At 46.9% G+C, this 20,678-nt stretch carries 18 protein-coding genes; 13 read left to right on the forward strand and 5 right to left on the reverse strand.

Annotated elements, in window-relative coordinates:
* The first annotated feature begins 9 nt into the window (after positions 1-9).
* The 9 genes from B4V02_RS05170 (at position 10) to B4V02_RS05210 (ending at position 9,098) form a co-directional block, all read left to right on the forward strand.
* Positions 10-237 carry a hypothetical protein gene (locus B4V02_RS05170; protein WP_167383743.1) on the forward strand — a complete coding sequence of 76 codons (228 nt, stop codon included), beginning with the start codon at positions 10-12 and terminating at the stop codon, positions 235-237.
* A 180-nt stretch (positions 238-417) separates the two neighbouring features.
* Complete coding sequence (locus tag B4V02_RS05175) at positions 418-1,509, forward strand: CgeB family protein (RefSeq protein ID WP_094153988.1); 1,092 nt, start codon at positions 418-420, stop codon at positions 1,507-1,509.
* A 33-nt stretch (positions 1,510-1,542) separates the two neighbouring features.
* The gene (locus B4V02_RS05180) at positions 1,543-2,676 is read left to right on the forward strand and encodes a CgeB family protein (protein WP_094153989.1); all 1,134 of its coding nucleotides are present in this window, start codon (positions 1,543-1,545) and stop codon (positions 2,674-2,676) included.
* Between the two features lie 60 nt (positions 2,677-2,736).
* On the forward strand, positions 2,737-4,380 hold the full coding sequence (locus B4V02_RS05185) for a glycosyltransferase family 4 protein (RefSeq protein ID WP_094153990.1): 1,644 nt from the start codon (positions 2,737-2,739) through the stop codon (positions 4,378-4,380).
* A 121-nt stretch (positions 4,381-4,501) separates the two neighbouring features.
* Entirely contained in the window at positions 4,502-5,593 is a 1,092-nt protein-coding gene (gene wecB, locus B4V02_RS05190; RefSeq protein ID WP_094153991.1) for a non-hydrolyzing UDP-N-acetylglucosamine 2-epimerase, read from the forward strand.
* A complete protein-coding gene (locus B4V02_RS05195; protein WP_094153992.1) occupies positions 5,586-6,572 on the forward strand; it encodes a polysaccharide biosynthesis protein in 987 nt (328 codons plus the stop codon). The genes wecB and B4V02_RS05195 overlap by 8 nt, the downstream gene beginning before the upstream one ends.
* Positions 6,569-7,423, forward strand: coding sequence for a dTDP-4-dehydrorhamnose reductase family protein (locus B4V02_RS05200; RefSeq protein WP_094153993.1), 855 nt, complete (start codon positions 6,569-6,571; stop codon positions 7,421-7,423). The genes B4V02_RS05195 and B4V02_RS05200 overlap by 4 nt, the downstream gene beginning before the upstream one ends.
* Positions 7,384-8,382, forward strand: coding sequence for an NAD-dependent epimerase/dehydratase family protein (locus tag B4V02_RS05205; protein ID WP_094153994.1), 999 nt, complete (start codon positions 7,384-7,386; stop codon positions 8,380-8,382). Before B4V02_RS05200 ends, B4V02_RS05205 begins: the two co-directional genes overlap by 40 nt.
* Positions 8,379-9,098, forward strand: coding sequence for a glycosyltransferase (locus B4V02_RS05210; RefSeq protein WP_007431856.1), 720 nt, complete (start codon positions 8,379-8,381; stop codon positions 9,096-9,098). The genes B4V02_RS05205 and B4V02_RS05210 overlap by 4 nt, the downstream gene beginning before the upstream one ends.
* 290 nt (positions 9,099-9,388) lie before the next feature.
* On the opposite strand, the gene B4V02_RS05215 is transcribed toward B4V02_RS05210, so the two are convergent.
* From B4V02_RS05215 to B4V02_RS05225, 3 genes are all read right to left on the reverse strand, one after another.
* Positions 9,389-9,787 (reverse strand): hypothetical protein, encoded by a 399-nt coding sequence (locus B4V02_RS05215; RefSeq protein ID WP_007431855.1) that lies wholly within the window; start codon positions 9,785-9,787, stop codon positions 9,389-9,391.
* A 166-nt stretch (positions 9,788-9,953) separates the two neighbouring features.
* A complete protein-coding gene (locus B4V02_RS05220; protein ID WP_094153995.1) occupies positions 9,954-11,345 on the reverse strand; it encodes a glycosyltransferase family 2 protein in 1,392 nt (463 codons plus the stop codon).
* 18 nt (positions 11,346-11,363) lie between these two features.
* Complete coding sequence (locus B4V02_RS05225; protein WP_094153996.1) at positions 11,364-12,080, reverse strand: glycosyltransferase; 717 nt, start codon at positions 12,078-12,080, stop codon at positions 11,364-11,366.
* Between the two features lie 181 nt (positions 12,081-12,261).
* Here B4V02_RS05225 and B4V02_RS05230 point away from each other — a divergent pair, with 181 nt between their 5' ends.
* Complete coding sequence (locus tag B4V02_RS05230; RefSeq protein ID WP_244188454.1) at positions 12,262-13,335, forward strand: glycosyltransferase family 4 protein; 1,074 nt, start codon at positions 12,262-12,264, stop codon at positions 13,333-13,335.
* Positions 13,336-13,463: 128 nt separating this feature from the next.
* On the opposite strand, the gene B4V02_RS05235 is transcribed toward B4V02_RS05230, so the two are convergent.
* Entirely contained in the window at positions 13,464-14,669 is a 1,206-nt protein-coding gene (locus B4V02_RS05235; protein ID WP_094153998.1) for a glycosyltransferase family 4 protein, read from the reverse strand.
* A 391-nt stretch (positions 14,670-15,060) separates the two neighbouring features.
* Here B4V02_RS05235 and B4V02_RS05240 point away from each other — a divergent pair, with 391 nt between their 5' ends.
* Positions 15,061-15,993, forward strand: coding sequence for an NAD-dependent epimerase/dehydratase family protein (locus tag B4V02_RS05240; RefSeq protein WP_094153999.1), 933 nt, complete (start codon positions 15,061-15,063; stop codon positions 15,991-15,993).
* A 160-nt stretch (positions 15,994-16,153) separates the two neighbouring features.
* Here the strand turns inward: B4V02_RS05240 and B4V02_RS05245 are convergent, their stop codons facing one another.
* Positions 16,154-17,182, reverse strand: coding sequence for a LacI family DNA-binding transcriptional regulator (locus B4V02_RS05245; RefSeq protein WP_007431849.1), 1,029 nt, complete (start codon positions 17,180-17,182; stop codon positions 16,154-16,156).
* Positions 17,183-17,424: 242 nt separating this feature from the next.
* Between B4V02_RS05245 and B4V02_RS05250 the strand changes: the two genes are divergently transcribed.
* Together B4V02_RS05250 and B4V02_RS05255 are read left to right on the forward strand one after the other, a co-directional pair.
* A complete protein-coding gene (locus tag B4V02_RS05250) occupies positions 17,425-18,705 on the forward strand; it encodes a glycoside hydrolase family 140 protein (RefSeq protein WP_094156942.1) in 1,281 nt (426 codons plus the stop codon).
* 118 nt (positions 18,706-18,823) lie between these two features.
* Positions 18,824-20,674 carry a beta-glucoside-specific PTS transporter subunit IIABC gene (locus B4V02_RS05255; RefSeq protein ID WP_094154000.1) on the forward strand — a complete coding sequence of 617 codons (1,851 nt, stop codon included), beginning with the start codon at positions 18,824-18,826 and terminating at the stop codon, positions 20,672-20,674.
* The last annotated feature ends 4 nt before the right edge of the window (positions 20,675-20,678 follow it).

Here is a 20,678-nt window from a genome sequence, read left to right on the forward strand (position 1 = left end):
CTTCATTCAATGCGCAGACGCAGAAGTCGTCATCTGATGCGACGGCGCAAAAAATCTCAGATCCCGGCGGCAGCCGCAGCCCCTCCTGCTGAGAGTCCACAGTCCGAGCCTGCCCGGCTGGAGCATGATCCGCAGGCATTTCAGCAGGGCTATGATGCAGCTTACAACGAAGGCTTCAATTCCGGTTTTGCAAAAGGCTATGAAGATGGCCACCAGATCGCATACAAGGCTCAGTAAATCGTGCGGATCATAATTATCGTCCACCCCCGAGGCTAACAGCTTTGGGGGTATTTGCGGTTTAGGCAGTTGGACAGGCAAACGCCAATTTTGTCCGGGCAGTGGCAGTCGTCCATGATGCGTTAGGCCCCTCCGCATATAGTTTAGGAGTGACAGAAGTTTATCCTACAACAGGACAGGGTGAAGGATGTGAACGATCAACGAAGCGGAAATGAACGCGAAGCATACCGATGCGGCTACCGGGAAGGACGCAGAATGGGCGGTTGCACGGCTGCTCTGTCACAGGTCGTGGCAATACAGCCAACTGCTCGCCCTTTGAAAGTGCTGTACATTCCGCAAGGCTTCATTGCTATAGACACAGGTGTGCAAGACGCATTAGGCCAATTGTGCAGCGCATTCGTCATCGGTAAGCCCGCTACGATGCTGGCTGACGCCGAGGTCCACCGTCCCGACCTCGTGCTTGTTATGAACGGGCTGCATATTTTTCCGGAGGATCATCTGGAGCAGGTGCAGCGAATACGAGCCTTGGGCATTCGGACGGTCATCTGGTTTGTAGACGATCCCTACTTTACGGAGGATACAGCGTTGATCTGTCAATCCTACGATGTCGTATTTACGCACGAAATGTCCTGCTTGCAGCTTTATCGCAATCAGGGAGTAGCGAGGGTGCACTATTTGCCGCTCGCAGCGTCAGCCCGTATCTTTTATCCCCGGCGGGTGGTGCGGGAGCATCAGCATGATATTTGCTTCATCGGTAATGCCTTCTGGAATCGTGTGAAGCTGTTTGACCACCTCGCTCCCTTTCTGGCTGACAAAAGAGTGCTGATCGTAGGTGGACACTGGGATCGGCTGACCCGCCGAGATGTGCTGGAACGTTTTATCCGTCCGGTTTTTATGGAGCCGGAGGAGACCGCTGAATACTATAACGGCTCCAAAATTGTCATCAATATGCACCGCCCGACAGACCCCGGACTGGATAACCGGAATACACATCAGCTGTCAGCGGAGTCCATCAATCCCCGCACATACGAAATTGCGGCTTGCGGTACGCTTCAAATAACGGACATTCGGAAGGACCTGAGCCGTTATTACCAGCCAGGCTATGATATCGAAACCTACTCTGGAGTTGAGGAACTGCAGGTCAAGCTAGACTACTATCTCAAGCATGACTGGGAGCGCGAACGTATGGCCTGGCGCGCGCTGCATACGACCATGCAAAAGCATATGTACTCGAATCGTATGGAAGAATTGCTGGACAAGGCGATGGCCTAGAGTAAATACCAAATACAGTGAGGAGTGAAAGTGATGACGATATCTACGACAGGACCGTATGACCCGGCTGTTCATCTAACGGCGGCAGCCTCTTGGGAAAAGGGGAGGGCCGCGGGGCTCCATGACGGCTACGACGAAGGATACCTGCGCGGACGCGCCAACGCCATTGTTGCCCGGACGCAAGCCGTTTTTCCTTTTCGACAAATCCATGTACTGTATGTCGTCTCGGGCAAAGGCCTTCCGTATGCTCCGCTGGATGAGGCAGTCATTAACACGCTGCAAAGCATGACAGCTCAGGTTACCGTATCGGACCCGCGCCAGCCGGTGGGAGATATTGCCGCTCAGCTCCGTCCGAATCTGATGCTGTCACTGGATGGGATGGATCTCCCGGTGGAGCAGGTTGCTGCGGTACGCCAGTTAGGCATCCCAACCGCCATCTGGCTTACAGACGATCCTTATTACACTGATACCACGACTAAAATTGTTCCGAATTATGATCATGTATTCACACTGGAAATGAATTGTTTAGAGCTGTACCGTCAGCTGGGCTGCTCATCTGTACACTATTTGCCCTTCGGGGCATTTCCGACTCACTATTTTCCGATCAGCTCGCCCGCTCCGATCAGACGTGAAATCGGCTTTACCGGTTCGGCTTATTGGAATCGCATCTATTTCTTTAATCCGATTATGCCCCAGCTTATGGCACGCAACACTAAAATCAATGGAATCTGGTGGGATCGTCTTCCTGATTATCAGTTGTATGGCGACAAAATTGAGCTGGGCCGCTGGATGTCCCCGGCCGAAACCAATGATTCTTATAACGGCAGCAAAATCGTGATTAATCTTCATCGTTCCCATCAGGATGATTCGGTGAACAACAACGTGCTGAAAATTCCGGGGGTGTCCCCGAATCCACGTACGTTCGAAATTTGCGCCAGCTGCACCTTGCAGCTGACCGATACAAGGGATGATCTGGCCCGTTTTTACAAGCCGGGAGAAGAGATTGAGACGTACAGCTCTCAGCAGGAATTGCTGGAGAAGATTGAGTTTTATTTGACACATGAAAAGGAACGCCGCGAAATTGCTCTGCGCGCGCTGGAACGAACCTTGCGGGAGCACACGTATGGTCACCGGATAGACCAGCTGCTGTCGATTGTATTTCCATAATACCATTCGCACACCTGCTGGTTGCTATTTTAAAGGAGGTGAACTCCAATCAAGCCGAAGATGATGTTATTCAGCCATGTCAGCAACGTCCGTAATATTACGGGAGCCGAGAAACTGTTATTGCAATTTTGTTTGGGTATTCGTACGTACTTTGACTGCATTCTGGTAACCCCTGGTGAAGGGCGGCTGACCTCGATTGCCCGCAAGCGCGGGATCACTGTTCAGATTCAGAACCTGTTTATGCTGCACGGCATGTATACCCCGTATGAGGGATTGGCGCAGGATGCGGAGAATTTGCGGAACCATGTTGCGTATGCGCCGTTGCTCCAAATGCTGCAGCAAGCTCGCCCTGATGTGGTGCTGATCAATACCTGTGTGAACGTTATGCCTGCGATGGCTGCCCAAGAGCTGAATATTCCGGTCATCTGGAAAATAACTGAGGTTATTAACCAGAATGAGCATACGCCAGTTTCTGTCTCCATCATTGAGCGTTACAGTCAATGGGTCATCGGCATTTCACAAGCCGTTATGCGCCCTCTGCATGGCGGGGGGCTGGCACGCCCGCATACGGTGTTGTCACCTTGCCGGGATATGGATATGCCGCCTCCCAAGGAGCATGCACTGGAACGTAAAAGAAAACGTGAGAAGCTGGGGCTGCGGGATTTTCATATTTGCATTGGTTATATTTCTTCCTTTATCAACAAAGCCAAGGGGCTGCTGCCTTTTGTCCAGATGGCCCTAAAGCTGTGCGAAACCCATTCGCGCTGTCGTTTCTGGATTATTGGCAGCCCGGTGGATTCGGAATATTACGTAGAATGTGTCACGTTAATCCGCCAATCTCGTTATAGTCGCCGCTTTCAGTTCAACTCATTCGAGGCGTCTGTGTCGACTGCCTATAGCGCGATGGATATTGTTGTAATTCCCAGTATGGTAGAGGAAGGCTTTGGTCTGACGGCACTGGAAGGGTTGGTTTACGGCAAGCCTGTTGTAGCCTTTGCGCAGGGCGGATTGGTCGAATTGATGGAGGCGACCGGAAATACGGATTTTTTGGTGGAGCCGGGGAACAGCGACATGCTCGCGCAAAAAGTGGGCTATCTGCTCGATCATCCCGAAGAAATAGAACGAATTGGGATACGTAATAACAGCGCGGCTACGCGTGTTTACGGACCCGATTCCTATCGAGGCAACTTGCATCTCATGGTTAGTCAATGGGTGTGTCATCATCCACATTGGTTTCCGCTGATTCAGCAGCCGGGTGGACCTGTATGGACGAGGGAAGGCGAAGGGCTGCGTCCGGTCATCGCTATACCCGAGGCGTTTACCAGCACAATTCGAGAATTTCCCGAATCGGTGATTTGTCAGCTGCCTGTGCTGGGGCTGCCGCCAATCGAATATGCGGCTATTCAAGGCTTGCCGCAACCAGTTCCTCCTTTGCCTGAGTCACAGCCAGAACCGCGCCGCAGCAAGCGCAGCATGCGTGCAAGATGGCCGAAGGGCCGCAGGCATATCAGACTGCGTAATCGCAGGAGCCGTAAGCTTAGCAGTGGCAGCAACGGCAGGGGCCGTCGCAAGAGCACTCGCGGATCCTCAATGTCGCCGAAGCTCAAGCGAAAATTCAAGCTTAAGCTACGGCGGCGACACGCACATAAGCGGAAGCGAGCCACGCTTAAGACTGGACGGCGTACAAGACAACGGTCCGGGTGAACGTACACCGGGCCGTTGAACTGAACGTTTAACTGGAGCATATCCAGTCAGCTGAATGAATCTCATCCATTGAACTCCACAGCTTAATGAAACAACGACAGCAAAGGTGGGTTCCAAAATCATGAAAATATTGACCGTGCTCGGCACAAGACCGGAAATTATACGGCTCAGCCTGATCATTCCGAAGCTGGACCGCTATGCAGATGAACATGTGCTTGTGCATACGGGCCAAAATTACACGGAAAGCCTGAGCGGGCAATTCTTCCGTGAACTGGGTCTGCGTACCCCGGATTATGTGCTTCAGGAGAAGGCGGGGACGCTGGGCAAACAGCTGTCTGCCATGTATTCGCAGATGGAGGACATTTTAAACAAGGAACGCCCGGATTATGTGCTGCTGCTTGGTGATACAAACAGTGCTTTATGTGCTTTGCTTGCAGAACGCATGGGCTACCCGGTCGTGCATATGGAGGCAGGGAACCGCTGCTATGACCTGGATGTGCCGGAGGAGAAGAACCGCCGCGTCATTGACGCCATTTCTACGATTAATATGCCGTATACGGAGCAAAGCAAGCAGCATCTCATACGGGAGGGCTTTCCGAGTCAACGAATTGTACTGACGGGGAATCCGATCTACGAAGTGATGCAGCATTATGAGAAAGAGGTGTCTGGCAGCAACATCTTGAATACGCTCGGACTGTCGCCGGGGGAATATTTCCTGGTTACTGCCCACAGAGCTGAAAATGTCGACCATCCGCCGCATTTGCTGGCTATTTTGGATGGTCTTAACCGGGTAGCCCGGCAATCCGGGCAGCGGGTCATTTGCAGTATTCATCCTCGCACCGCCGCCCGAATTGCAAGCCATCCGCCGATCCAGCTTGATCCGCTGGTGGAATTCCACCAACCGTTCGGATTTTTTGACTTCGTGCTGCTGGAGCGGCATGCCCGCTGCGCTTTAACGGACAGCGGCACCGTACAGGAGGAATGCTGCATCATGGGCGTGCCGACGGTCACGATGCGCTGGACGACAGAACGACCGGAAACGGTGGATTGCGGTAGCAATATCGTATCCGGGCTGAGTGGCGAGGTTATAGCGAACGCAGTAGCCTTGATGACCGGGATGCCTCATCAATGGCAGTGTCCAGCAGGTTATCTGGCGGAGGATGTGTCGGATAAAGTAGTTAAATTTCTGCTTGGAGGGAAACGGCATGTTTGAAAACCAACGTATCTTGGTTACCGGTGGTACCGGCTCCTGGGGGCATGAACTGGTTGCCCAGCTACTGCCGCGTAACCCCAAAGAGGTCATTATCTATTCACGAGGAGAATCGAACCAGGTTGCCATGAACAGGCAGTTTGAGGATGAACGACTCAGCTTCTGTATTGGAGATATTCGGGATAAGGAAGCGCTGGTTACTGCTTGTCAGGGTGTGGACTATGTGTTTCACTTGGCGGCTCTCAAACATGTGCCTGTCTGCGAGGATCAGCCTTATGAAGCACTCAAAACCAATGTTGTGGGCACCCAAAACGTGATCGAGGCCGCTGTTGCCAATCAAGTGAAGAAAGTTATTTATATATCGACTGACAAGGCCGCAAATCCGTCCAATTTTTACGGTATGACGAAGGCGATTGGAGAAAAACTGATTGTTTACGCCAATCTGCTGAATAGCGACACACACTTCGTGACAGTGCGCGGCGGCAACGTATTGGGTACAAACGGAAGCGTGGTGCATCTGTTTCAGAGCCAGATTCGCCAAAAGGGCAAGGTTTTTATCACAGATATGAAAATGACCCGCTTTTTTCTGACCTTGCGTGATGCGATCAGTCTTCTGTTCAAAGCTTCGGTTGAAAGCATCGGTGGGGAAATTTTTATCATGACCATGCCAACCTGTCGTATTGTGGATCTGGCTGAGGTGCTCATTGAAGATTCCGGCGTGGAAAATGTAGAAATTGTAGAACAAGGTGTCCGTCCCGGCGAGAAAATCCATGAGATTTTGATGAGTGACTTTGAAAGCCTGACGACGGTTGTGTATGACGAGCAATATTTGATCATTCTCCCAACGCTGAACATTCCTCAATTAAAAGACCGCTATAATCAGTGCCCTCCGGTGTCATTCAGCAGCTTTAGCTCGGAGTTCAATCTGATGTCGAAAGAGGAAATTCGAAGCATCCTCCAGCGCGGGGGGTTCATTAAATGAAACTGCTTATTTTGGGCGGTAACGGTATGGCAGGCCATGTCCTGGTCGATTATTTTCAGAATCAGGACGGGTATAACGTCTTCTACACTACCCGTGATCCCGAAAATAAAGGCGGTTTGCTGCTGGATGTAAGGGACAGCTTTATGGTGGAGCAACTAGTGCGGAGTGTGCGGCCAGACGTCATCATTAATGCGGTGGGCGTACTGAATCAGTATGCCGGGGAGGATCAGATTGCAGCCTACCAAATCAATGGACTGCTGCCGCATCTTCTCCGACGGACGGCGGACGGCATCGGTGCCCATCTCATTCATATCAGTACGGATTGCGTATTTGAGGGAAAGCGGGTGCCTGGTTTATATAAGGAAATGGATCAGACTGATGGGACAAGCGCCTATGCTGTGACGAAAATACTCGGAGAGGTAAAGGCGGCAGGCCATCTGACCATTCGGACTTCTATTGTCGGCCCGGAAATTCGGCCGGGAGGCATTGGTCTGCTACACTGGTTCTTGCAGCAGAGCGGAGATGTTGACGGGTATCGCCGTGTCTTTTGGAACGGGGTCACAACATTGGAATTGGCTAAAGCGATACGGGTGCTTATGAATGAGCCGCTGGACGGTCTCATTCATCTGGTTCACCCCGAACCGATCAGCAAGCATGATTTGCTGCTGCTGTTCAAAGACATCTGGAAGAGGGAGGATATTCGGATCGTGCCGAAAGATGAGCCGGTGCAGGATCGGACGCTTCGTTCTACCCGGGCCGATCTGCTCTACGATGTTCCTCACTACAGCATCATGCTGAAGGAGCTGCTGGAATGGACAGAAGCACAGCGGAACCGCGTCGGCCAGTCATAATCATTACCGGGGCGGCTGGCTATACCGGGATGCACGCCTGCCGCTATTTTGCAAAGCTTGGCTGGGAGGTGGCGGCGCTGACTCGCACCGCCGCTTCCGCATCAAAGCTGACCTCACTGGCTGGCGATGATAAGAACCCCGGCGCAGATACCGGCACTCATGTCTGTATCACGCCTTATGTGTGCGATTTGCTCGACAAAAAACGTCTTGGCGAAGTCATTCGCCAGATTGCTCCAGATTATGTGCTTCATCTAGGCGGTAAAAATTCGGTGCCTGAATCATGGCAGAGTCCACTGCTGTACATGGAATCCAATGTACTGTCTACATTGTATTTGCTGGATGTACTGCGCTCTTTCCCCAAAGCCCGGATTGTTGTAGCGGGTTCTCGGCTAAAGACGGCTTTGCAGGCTCCGTACAATCCTACGCACCCGTACAGCCTCAGTAAAAGCCTTCAAGAGGCAGTCGCGCTTTCGTGGGGTGCGCTGTTCGATCAATCTGTTATGCTGGCGGAGCCTTGCAACTTGATTGGCCCGGGTCCCTCCACCGGCTTTTGCGCATTACTGGCGGGGTATATCGTTCGAACGGAGCGCATGAAAGGGCAGTCGGTTACTAAAGCTGCCCCGTTCCGGGTATCTTCCCGACATGCGCAGCGTGATTTTCTGGACGTTCGAGACGCGGTTCGTGCGTACGGTGTGCTGCTGAAGCAAGGTGTGCCGGGCCGCATTTACCCGGTCTGCACAGGCAGTATCGTAGAGCTGGGCCATATCGTGGAACGTATGATTGCACTGGCGAATACATCTGTCCCCATACAATGGGGGGATACAGCGGAGTCTGCCGCTACTTCGGCATACCGTGCGAAGGAGCTGGAGGACATGGGCTGGAAACCGACCATACAGCTGGGGCAATCACTAGAGGAAATGATTCAATACCGCCGAGCTGGAAAGGAAGGAACGATATGAGACCGAAAGTAACGATCGTCATTCCCTTTTACAACTGTTCATATGTGAATCAGGCTTTGCAAAGCGCATTGGAGCAAAGCTATGGACCGCTTGAGATTATTGTCGTCGATGATGGGTCCACGATACATCGCGAATTGCTTCAGCCCTATCTTCCATATATCTTTTATTTGGGCAAATCCAACGGTGGAACAGCCAGTGCGCTGAATCATGGTATCCGTCATGCCAGCGGCGAATATATTGCGTGGCTCAGCTCCGATGATACCTACCAAAGAGACAAAATTAATAATCAGGTTTCCTTTATGTTGGAGCAAGGTGCACATATCTCCCACACCAACTTCAATTCCATCAATCAATACAGCCAAATTATAACGTATCAGGCAGCCCCCGTACTCCCGTCCATGACGGAGTTTTACCGTTTTTTCCAGCATGGTAATCCGGTTAATGGATGCACGGTCATGTTTAAAAAGGAGCTGTTCTCACATATCGGTCTGTTCGATGAATTGCTGCCGTATACTCATGATCTGGATATGTGGTACCGAGTGATGCTGGCAGGATATCCATTTCCTTTTCTGAATGAGTCGCTGGTCAATTATCGCTGGCATGATGAAATGGGAACAAATAAGCATCGGCATGTCATTGAACAGGAATACTTAATTACCCAGGCGCGCTACAGAACCAGCTTAACTGAGCTGCTGAACGGATTTGCTGCTATGTAGTACGAATCAGAGGAGCGTCATATAAGGCTGGGAAGGCAGAGGCTGAGCAGTTTCGGCCTCTTTTTTGTTGGTAAACCTATTCTAGCTTGTGAGAATCCAATCATGGGATAGACAAGCCTCCGTTGGATATCTATATATGCGAAATCTGCGTGTAGAAGCGTAGGCCATGTGATTAAGGAAAAAGCCTGTGACCTGCAGTGCCAGTATAGAGCACGCAGATTCACAGGCCAATTACAAATGACTAATGATGGTAGGGAGAGACCAAGTTAGTTAGGAAAATAATACCTTTGTTATGAAGTTGGTCCTACAGTGCTAATTACTGCCCAATCGCCGAACGGGAATGTGTGTTCCGGTACGAAATTTCCAGCAGCGTCTTTTCCTTGGGCCGCAATCGAGATATCACTTGCGATTGCGGCTGGGGCTGGAGATGAAACGTTAATGATATATGCGGGTACTACAGTAGGAATCGTAAGTGTGACGACTGCATTTGCAGCCAAGGCAAATGTGGTTAAGAAATAAGGTACTGCTGCTGTACCTGGTGGTGCGCTCCCAGGCGCGCTATAAGCATGAACAACAATGGGAGAAAGTGCTGCTGCTGTTGTATTAGTGATACGTACTACAACAGAACTCGAATGGAAAGTGGCATTTGGATTCAGGTTTTCAATTGCTCCTATCGAAAAAACTGCCATATTTTTCACCCCCTTTGTAATATCAATATATGAAAAAAGGGTAGTTTTAGAGTGTGCGAATGATAGAGGGGTTAAGTGCAAATTACTGGTTTTATTCTCGCTGTATGTCGCAAAAAGTAATTAAACCACAGGCTGGTTCTATTAGGAACCAGCCTGTGGTTATTCCTTAAGCCACGATCATTGGACCTTGTGGGCTCCGGTGAAATACATCAATCGGGAGAGGGATCGGCTGCTGTGTATGCCACCCGAACGCATGAAGCTCCCTGGGGCTGGGAATAGGCCGCAACCGTCCGCCCTCAGCATAATACAGTCCGTGATTCGGGCCCATATATAGCCGGTAATCAATCAGTTCGTGCTCCTCGAAAACATTAAAATCGATAGGCGGGCCAATGGGCAAAGTCTCCAGCTGCGCGAATGAAAGAGGAATCGATTCGTTGACCTCATAGCCCAGCAAACGGAACGATTCGAAATCGTGAAAGGGGTAGCGCAGACCATGGCTGATCAGGTGCATATTGTTCACAGGATCTCTAGCGATGTAAACCGCTGGGAAATGATCGTGAAGTTGGCCATTATGCAGTAACAGCTTGCCGTTGGGAATACTGTTCACCATGGCATCCGACAGTTGGATTACCCGATCGAGACGAAAATGGAAAGCATGAAAAGTATCAAGCGACCCGACAGGCCGCTTAAGCCCTTTCTCGATTTGATAAATATTTGCTTTAGAGTCTCGAATGAGTATTCCATTAGGCAAAGAAGAATCCTTAGGTTGATGATGCGGATGCCCGGTAGTTACCCGTCCGGGGAAAAAGAATTCATCTAATGCGTAAATGAGACGTTCAGGGTTAAAATTCCATTTTCTTAGAAATATTCGGCGATTTCTCTGGCCCCATTCAGCCATATCAATTGAATTATGTGTAAAACTGGCGTTCCCCTCATGATGGACATGACTGTCTCCTGCGATGAGGAGCCTTAATCCTATTTTTAGTGTCCGGTACCCGAAATCAATATCTTCATAGCCGCCTCCCGGAAATGCTTCGTCTAAATACCCGATCTGATGTATCAATTGACGACGGAACAACATACAAAATCCGCTTAAAGCCGTTGTATCTCGCCAAAGTGAGGGATTAGCAATATTAAAATTTTTGGTGAATTCATGATATGTCTCTGTGGTTGAATAGGACATAGGAAGACGCTGCATTGGCGTCACCATGTTGGACACAGGACCGACAATACCAATATCCGATGAGCTATAAAGTGCATGAATTAAATTTTCCAGCCAATGGTGAGATACCATCGTATCATTATTGAGTAGAAGAATAGTATCCCCTGTAGATGCCTTAATGCCTTGATTACAAGCTGCTGCAAATCCACGGTTTGTTCCATTCTCAATTAAATGTACGTTCTCCCGATGACGTAGTTGATGCTGAGTACCGTCTGTCGATCCATTGTCAATACAGATCAATTCGTAGGGAATGGTAGTATAGTGAACGATGCTATTCAGGCACCGTTCCGTTAATTCCCAGTTGTTTAACGTAAGGATAACGATACTGACCAGCATAAAATTCTCTCCTTAAAATTAAAGAGTATTCAGAAGCATTTGTAATTGTGGCTGATATGTCTGTCTGACGGTTTCTAATTCCCGCACAATAGCTTGGTAATGTTGGACCGTACCCATTTGTTCATGATGGCGGTAGGCGGTGAGAGGCTCATTTAAATAGTGAAATTTTGTATGGTTCAATATTATACGAATCCAAAAATCATAATCATGAGTATATAACAGCTTCTCGTTGAAGTATCCGATGTTGCGAACATAATCCTTTTTCATCATTACCGTGCAGCCATTTAATGGGCAGTAGGAAGAAAACGCCTCAATAAAGGAACGTACTGTCATGAATTTAGCGGTTGCATTGTGACATATTATCTTGTTCGCTTTGTTAATGACATGATAATCAGTGAAACTGGCCTCGGCTTGATGTTGCTCCATAAAATTCACTTGATGTTCAATTTTGGTCGAATAAAACCTATCGTCTGAACTAAGCCAAGCAATATACTTTCCCGTGCAGAATTGTATGCCATAATTGAGCGCGGTTGCCGTGCCACCGTTCATTTTTCCAATATAATAGATTCGATCCATATAAGGGATCAAATGTTCTTGATGCATAGTTGACCCATCATCTACGACAATAATTTCGATATTCGGATAAGTTTGATTTAAGACGCTGGCTACCGCTTGATCTACGTACGGACAATTGAAAAAGGGAATGATGACACTCACTTTGGGCAACGATTCCACATTTCCTCACCTCGCAATCTTCATGCGCTTTTCTCCTCACCTTACGGTATGTTAAAACGAATTCATCATTGTGGACGAATCACCATATGGTAATTCATTTTGGGAAATTTACTAAAGGTAAAATAGTTATTTTGTTCAACCAAAGTTGTCCGTTGATTCATATATAGTTCATAGAAGGGTGGTGGAAAATTTGAAAATATTATTCACCTATATTGTTCCAAGCGGTGGAATGGAAACCCTGAACCGAACCCGTGGGGAAGTGTTGCGAAAATATGGAGTAAACTGCCATTTTCTATATAGCCGTGATGGCGCAGGGCTACAGAACGGCTCTAGCTGCCCTACACATATATCGGATGATGATCAGGAAATTCAGCAATTGCTAAAAAAAGAAGGTTTCGAAGCAGTCGTTGTATCATCAGACTTTATTATGCTTGAGCGTTTGCGAAGATTAGGCTTTACCGGACCTATTATTTTTGAAGTGCAAGGGCTTGGCCCAATGGAATATGCGACTCAATTTATAAATAATGCAGCATTATACATTTTGTCTTATGCCGATGCCTTGTTATATCCTCCGACTTCTCATTTGAATCAGTTATTTGCACAATTTCCCACGAAAATCCACTTTAATTTTTCCAACTGTGTTGATACTGCCAAAATTCAATATCGTCCGAATATTAAACATTCATATCCAATCATCGGCTGGGTAGGACGAATTGAATCTAACAAAAATTGGCGTGAATGTTTAGAGATTGTCCACCATTCTGTGGACCAGGAGCCCAACTTGCGGTTATGGTTGTTTGAAGATCCTAATTTGTGTACACGTTCTGAACGAGAAGATTTCCTGAAAATGGTTGCTGATTTTAATTTGGAACATCGATTGGTTCTATTTTCCAACATCCCGCACAGCGAAATGCCATATTATTATTCTGCTATCGGAGATTCTGGAGGATACTTATTGTCCACTTCTATACTTGAAGGGTTTGGTTATGCGGTAGCAGAAGCAATGAGTTGCCGTTGTCCTATCCTCTCTACCGATTCTGACGGAGTACGTGCTTTTATTAAACATGACATTACAGGTAAATTTTATCCAACGGGTAGTATTGAAGCAGCGGTTCAACAAGGGTTAGAATTGATGAGAAATTATCCACTACGTAATTCAATTCGCAAGAAAGGCAGAGAACATATAGAATCTACTTTCGCTTTAGAAACCTACGTATCTCATTTTATTGGTATGTTGCACTATTTGGGTTTATAAAAAAATCAACAAAAAGAGGCGGTTTACATCTGCTAAATGTAAATGCCCCTTTTTTAGGTTGGATTGCTCAGATGTACCTTATGATCTAATCCGCTTTTTACTTTCTCCCAGAATGCCTGGCTTAAACTTTATATTGTTTTCTTCAGGTCATGAACGACAGCATCAATTTCCTGGAGCAGGTTATTAAGCCTGTTTTGGAATATACCTATGCCGAAAGATTCCACGGCTTCCTTGCGATTTTTAGTTCCTATTTCCAGCATGTGATCTTTATGTTGAAGGAGATCAGCAATTGTTTGTGAAAGTCTGTCCACATCACCTTTAGGCACTAAAAATTCCTCATTACCCGTGTTTTGGAGTAGCTCACCAAGTCCTGCTGAGTCATAAGCAACCACTGGTTTGCCGAATGCCATCCCTTCAAGAGCAGTCATTCCAAAGCCTTCATCAATCATGCTAGGTACAACAACAACATCAAGCGCAGGGTATAATTGTTCAATGTGTTTGGCAAACGGAAGAAATATAATGCGTGACGGATCTAAGGTTGAATGCGCCAATGTTTGGCATTTATTGAAGTAGTCTGTTATTTCTAGACTTCCAGCAATCAGAAATTTGGCTTGAGGAAAGTGTGGTATTAGTCTACCGGCCATATTGATAAATTGATCAATTCCTTTATGGGCTGAAACTATCCCGGATACGAGCCCTATCAGCGTCTCGTGGTCGACAATATTATGGACTGCCCTCAGATAACGACGATTTTCCTCCCACTTTTCAGGATGCAATTCAGTATCATTCCAGGAAGGGGATATAAGCCTTTTTTTATTATTAACTATTGAATCTTTAAAGGGGGCAAGTACTGCTTCCGATATACCGATAATCCAATCTGCATAACGATTTACGATCCGCACTGCATCAATCTGATGTGCCTCTGGATACAAAATTTCGTTTATTATCCAAGCAACGGGGATGCCCGCTTTTTTTGCCGCAGCCGCAGGCAACGCATTTACCGCTGTGTTAACAATCACCCAATCCGGTCTATGCATGTGGAGAAGGGTTAATAGGGATTGGTAGGAATTGGAAGCCTCTTGTTTAGCAAATTCCTGATGCATAGCTGGCGATGATTCATACAAGGACCACAGCAGTGGAGAATCTTGAATGACAATACGTATACCCGCAGTTTCTGCTTCTATCGACAGCATGCCGGCACAGGGAACAACCAACACAACCTCATATTGCCCGGTAAGGATTCTGGCTAAAAAAAGCAGCCATTTCTCGGCACCCGACATTCGATCCGGATGGCAAATATGTGAGAATAACATTACCTTAGATTTTACGCTCACGGGCTACATACCCTATGCACTTCTCGGGTATGATTGTCACCTCCTTTGGATAGGTAATTTACTATATGAGCGATGTTTATCCCTCGACACGAGCATTCACCCATGTATTATTCATTACAAAGTAGTCATATGTATAATATTTTGAATTTTTATACGCAGATTCTGGTATTTCACAACTATGGGTACTGCGTACATGCAATGGATCGCTTTAGGTGTCTATTTGTGCTTTCGCCTGTGCCAAGCTGTGCGGCAACGCATAAAATAGTGTGAGAGGGGATAGCACATATGGACTGTCATACTGGCATAAACAACGCACGGGATGCGTCTGTCTCCGTAGTTGCTGGTAAGGTTCAAGCGCCGACCCGTTCAGGTATAAAAGGAGGGTGCGCTTATGAAGGCTTTGGTCACTGGAGGAGCCGGATTTATCGGTTCCCATCTGGTGCGTGCGCTTGCTGACTCGGGTATCAGAGTGCATGTACTGGATAATCTGACGACCGGGAATGTCGCAAATGTGGACCCGCGCGCGGTCTTGCATATGGCGGATATACGCAGCTCTGAGATCCGGACGCTGCTGATTCGGGAAAGCCCGGATATTGTGTTTCACTTGGCGGCACAGGCTGATGTGCAGCATTCTATTCATCAACCGGATGAGGACGCGGATGTGAATGTGCTGGGGACGATTCATCTGTTGCAGGCTTGCCATGAGGCCAGTGTATCCAAACTTATATTTGCATCTACATCCGGCGTATACGGAGAACTGCAAAAGCAGTATATTCAGGAGGATGATCCCACGGAGCCGATCTCGGGCTATGGACTGTCCAAGCTGACCGCAGAGTCGTATATTCGGCTTTTTCATCGGTTATACGGCATGAGCTACACGATTTTGCGTTACGGAAATGTGTATGGCCCCGGCCAGGCGCCGAAGGGAGAGGGCGGTGTAGTCGCTCTGTTTATGGAGCGGTTAAAAAAAGGAAGCCCCTTGCTCATTCACGGCGACGGAACGCAGACCCGCGACTTTGTGTACGTCAAGGACGTAGTCAGAGCGAATATAGCGGCGATGCGTGCAGCAGATCAACGGACGGTACATGTAAGTACGGGACGAACGACATCCATCAATCGATTGGCCTATGATTTGCTAAAGCTGCACGGTTCGTCCGTTCGCCCCGTATATTCAGCCGCGCGTCCGGGAGACATTCACCATAGCTGCCTTAGCAACACAGTCGCCCGACATTGGCTTCGATGGGAACCGCTATATGGCATCTCTGCTGGCTTAAAGGAAACATATGTTAGAAGTATGGGGTCAGGCCAAGAAGACGCGTATTGATTGCGCGAGAAAATCAGGAAGGGGCTGAGGATGAGATTCAGCCCCTCTAATTTTATTCTATTAACTCCTGTTCGACTTCATAGAATAGCGAGTATCATGCAGGCAGCGCCTGTCCACCATACATAATCATGAATCATAACGAACTTTCCTGATGAAAGCCTCATTGAGAGGCTAAACAAGATTTTCGTTCAATAACCTCGGTGTTCACCAGCACCTGCGTGTGATGCTCCTGGTTTTGATTGAGCTTCTCCATAAGCAAGTTAACAGCTGTCTGGGCCAAAACATCCTTTTTCACGTGAATGGTAGTTAGTTCAGGGCTGATGACCTTGGCCTCATGAATATTATCAAACCCCATAACGGAGATTTGCTCAGGTACTCGAATATTCATTTCCTGAAACGTTTTAATCGCGCTAATCGCCATGTAGTCATTTTCACAAAACAGGGCCGAAGGAAGCTCGTCCAATTCTTGGATAGCTGCTTTAAAAGAATCCTGCGACATGACCAGCATGGGATGCATATTAAAGGTTAGACTATCATCTATGGTAAGACCCTGTTCCTCTAAAGCTGCCATAAACCCTTCCTTTCGTTTCTTAAAGTTGAGGATTCTGGTACTGGATTGCACGTATCCTATTTGTTTGTGTCCAGACTGAATCAAATATTGACCTGCTTGATACCCGCCAAGGTAGTTATTAATGGATACAAAACTGGCGTCGATGTGTTCAAAGCAAGTATCCAAAATAACGATATTGGCATGAATGGATTGTATAGAATGAATAATCTCGGCAGTTAAATTCGTGCCCAGTAAAAGCACTCCTGAGGAGGGCTGATCCTTTTCCAAGGCAGACAATTCCTCTTCGAGATTATGGCTATCAAAGGACGAGAAAATAAGCGTGTTTCCATGTTCTTTTACCTGGTTGGTAATATGATGAATTAATTCATTGAAAAATGGAAGAGAGTCATAATGCTCTATCACAATGTCTGTATTTTTACATGCAACAAACCGAATGACATGGTGATTTTTGATGAATTCTTTATTTGACTTCATGGTCCGCGGTTTATATCCGTGTTCTTGGGCAATTTTTAAAATATGCTCCTTGGTTTCTTCGCTAACTCCGGGTTTGTTATTAAAAGCAAGGGAGACGGCAGATTTCGATACACCGGCAAGCCTTGCAATATCATCAATTTTCAACGTGGAACCTCCTATTGGACTAAACTACATAAATTATATCATTATTATGTGAGGAAGTTTACTTTATAAACTAAACTAAATTAAACTAAATGAAATAAAAATAGAAAATAAAAAATATTGACCTCGTATTACTTGTGATGTTAAAATCCAAGTGTAAAACGCTTTATTTTAGTTTATTTTATGTATTATTATATAAAATATATTATTTTGTTTTGTTTGTTGAATTGGGCAAAAAAGGAAAGGTGATTGATTTGAGCTTTAACATTGCTAAAAATCAAAGAAGTTTTACACAAGAGGGCAAGCCTTTCTTTTATTTGGCGGATACTGTCTGGAGCGCGTTTACCAACGCGACGATTGAAGAGTGGAGCGAATACCTGGACTATCGAAAAATGCAGGGCTTCAACGTTTTACAAATCAATATGCTCCGGCAATGGGATGCAAGTGAATCAGATTTGAATCTGCAACCGTTTGCATTAATGGAAAATGGAGATTTTAACTACCATGCATTAAACGAAGCCTATTTCGACCGGGCAGAAGTCATGCTCCAGATGGCTGTAGAGCGCGGATTTATTCCGGCGTTGGTTCTTCTGTGGTGTAACTATGTGCCGGATACGTGGGCTGAAATGTTCCAAAAGGGCAATAAAATGCCGTTGGATTGCGTTGAAAACTATGTAGCTTATGTTGTGAACCGCTATTCCCGATTCGAGCCTGTATATTTAATCAGCGGGGATACCGATTTTCCAACAGAACGTGCTAATGCGTACTATTTGAAGGCGCTGGAAACAGTACAGGAATTAAGCCCGACAAGCTTGACCACCCTGCATATCCAAGGCAGATTGAGAGAAATTCCGGAAGTCTTTGCACAGCACAAGGGGCTTGGATTTTATATGTATCAATCAGGACATAATTCCGAGTTTCAACATGTAGCTCACGAGATTGCACAGCATTTCTATCACAAGCCGGAAATACGACCTGTAATTAATGGAGAACCCTGCTATGAACAAATTAGCTACAGCCGCAATGTATATGGCAGATATACGGCACTGGATGCCAGAAAAGCGGCATGGCAAAGTCTTCTTGCAGGCGGGGGAGCCGGAGTCACTTATGGAGCACACGGCATTTGGAGCTGGCATAAGAAGGGCAAAAAGTTCGGCATTGTAGAAGGGGAGGGCTTCGATAGCCCTTATGATTGGAGAATGGCATTGCGTTTTGAAGGCGCGTGGGATTATTCCTTTATGAAGTATGTATTCGAAATGTATAACCTGATTGGCATTAAGCCGCTGGACATTATTTTGAACAATACAGGGGAAATCAGAGCTGCGGGCAACGAGAATACCATCGTCTTGTATGTTCCCGTTAACACGAGGGTGCGATTAAGCATCAACGTACAGGACTACAAGTTTACAACGATTGATTTAGCGGAGAGACGATTTGCGCAAACGGAAGTGTCCGTCCACGAGGATCGATCCATGATCGACATGCACAGCTTTGAAAGTGATGTTGTGATCATCGGAACGAAATAAAACATAGAGAAGAATGCGGATGGAGTGAAGCAACATGTGGGAAATCGGCAACGTCTGAGTATTGCTATACGGATTTGGAAACGATGTTGGAAGAAGCATCCATGAAGGAGTGATCATGATGGATTACAAAAAGACGGCTAGAGAAGTGCTAAACTCGGTTGGGGGAAACGAAAATATAAACAGTGTCATTCACTGTGTGACTCGGCTGAGATTCAAACTGAAGGATCATCAATTACCTGATAAAGAACAAATCAAGCAGATTGACGGTGTGATTACTGTCGTAGAAAGCGGCGGCCAATTCCAGGTGGTTATTGGTAATGAGGTCCCTAAGGTATATGAAGCTCTTTTGGAGACGATGGGCGTAAAACCGGATCAAGCGAATCAAGAAGAGCAAAGCAATGAGAAATCCAGTTTATTCAGCCGATTTGTCGATGTGATCTCAGGCGTGTTCATGCCCGTTGTTGGTGTGCTCGCTGCTGTGGGGGTTCTAAAAGGACTGTTGGCCTTATGCACATCCCTGGGCTGGATGACGGATCAGATGGGCACGTATAAAATTTTATATGCGACAGCAGACGCTATGTTTTATTTCTTTCCGGTTATTCTAGGATTTTCAGCAGGTAAAAAATTTGGAGGAAACCCGTACCTGTCTGCTGTTTTGGGGGCCGCCTTGGTGTATCCGACCATGACTGCCGCCTTTACGGATAAAACGGCGCTGTCCTTTTTGACCATACCTGTCGTTCTGATTAATTATACTTCTTCTGTTGTACCTATCATTATTGGAGCATTTTTAGCAGCTAAGGTCGAAAAAATGATAAGCAAGTATGCACCTGCCTCCATTAAAATGTTCATTGTGCCTTTTCTGACCTTGGTCATCATATCACCGATTGTTTTTCTGGCTGTCGGGCCGATAGCAACTATAATCAGCGATGGGTTAGCTAATGGCTCCATGTGGATTTACCATTTAAGTCCGGCTGTGGCTGGTCTCGTTCTGGCCGGGTTCTGGCAGGGCATTATTATCTTTGGTCTGCATTGGGCGTTTATTCCAATTCTCCTGAATAATGTAGTTACGAACGGGTTTGATCCGATTAACGGGATGTTGTTCTGTACGACTTTTGCTCAAACCGGTGCGGCCTTTGCCATTGCTTTGAAATCACGTGACCCTAAATTAAAGCCTATTGCCACTTCTGCTACAATTGCGGGGGTGATGGGAGTTACGGAACCAGCTATTTACGGGGTTACGCTACCTGCCAAAAAACCGTTTATTTTAGCTTCCATTGCCGCAGGTATAGGGGGAGCCACAGCAGGGTTTCTGGGATCAACGGCATATGGTTTTGCCTCAGGCGGCGTTTTCGGTATTCCTCTGTTCATTAATCCAAAAGGTATAGACGCAGGTTTCATCGGCTTTATCATATCTTTGGTTGTGGCTTTTGTACTCGCATTTATCCTGACTTATCTTTTCGGCTATAAAAATGCTAAACCAGCGTCCGAGATTAAGGTTGCGGATGAAAGCAAAGTGGAGGAAAAGGTGGTATTCAGTCCTCTAAACGGTGAATTGATTCCTTTAAGCGCTGTAAAAGATGAGGCTTTCTCCAGTGGTGCGATGGGTCAGGGAGCGGCTGTTATTCCAAAAGAAGGGGTAGCCTATGCGCCATTTAACGGAACGGTTGTTACCGTTTTCAAAACAAAGCATGCAATCGGACTTATCTCTGAGGATGGGGTTGAACTGCTCATTCACATTGGAATTAATACGGTCAGCTTGAAAGGAAAACATTTCACTTCTTTTGTGTCTGAAGGCGATACTATTCAAAAAGGAGACAAGTTGGTTGAATTTGATCCCCAGGCTATAACAGATGAGGGATATGATATCACCACATCCGTCATTGTAACCAATACAGCCGTGTACACGGATATCATAGTGGAAAATGGGGCGGAAATTCATGCTGGAGAACACTTATTGAAGATTAGATAGATTC

The sequence above is a fragment of the Paenibacillus kribbensis genome, from assembly GCF_002240415.1.
GTDB classification, from domain to species: Bacteria; Bacillota; Bacilli; order Paenibacillales; family Paenibacillaceae; genus Paenibacillus; species Paenibacillus kribbensis.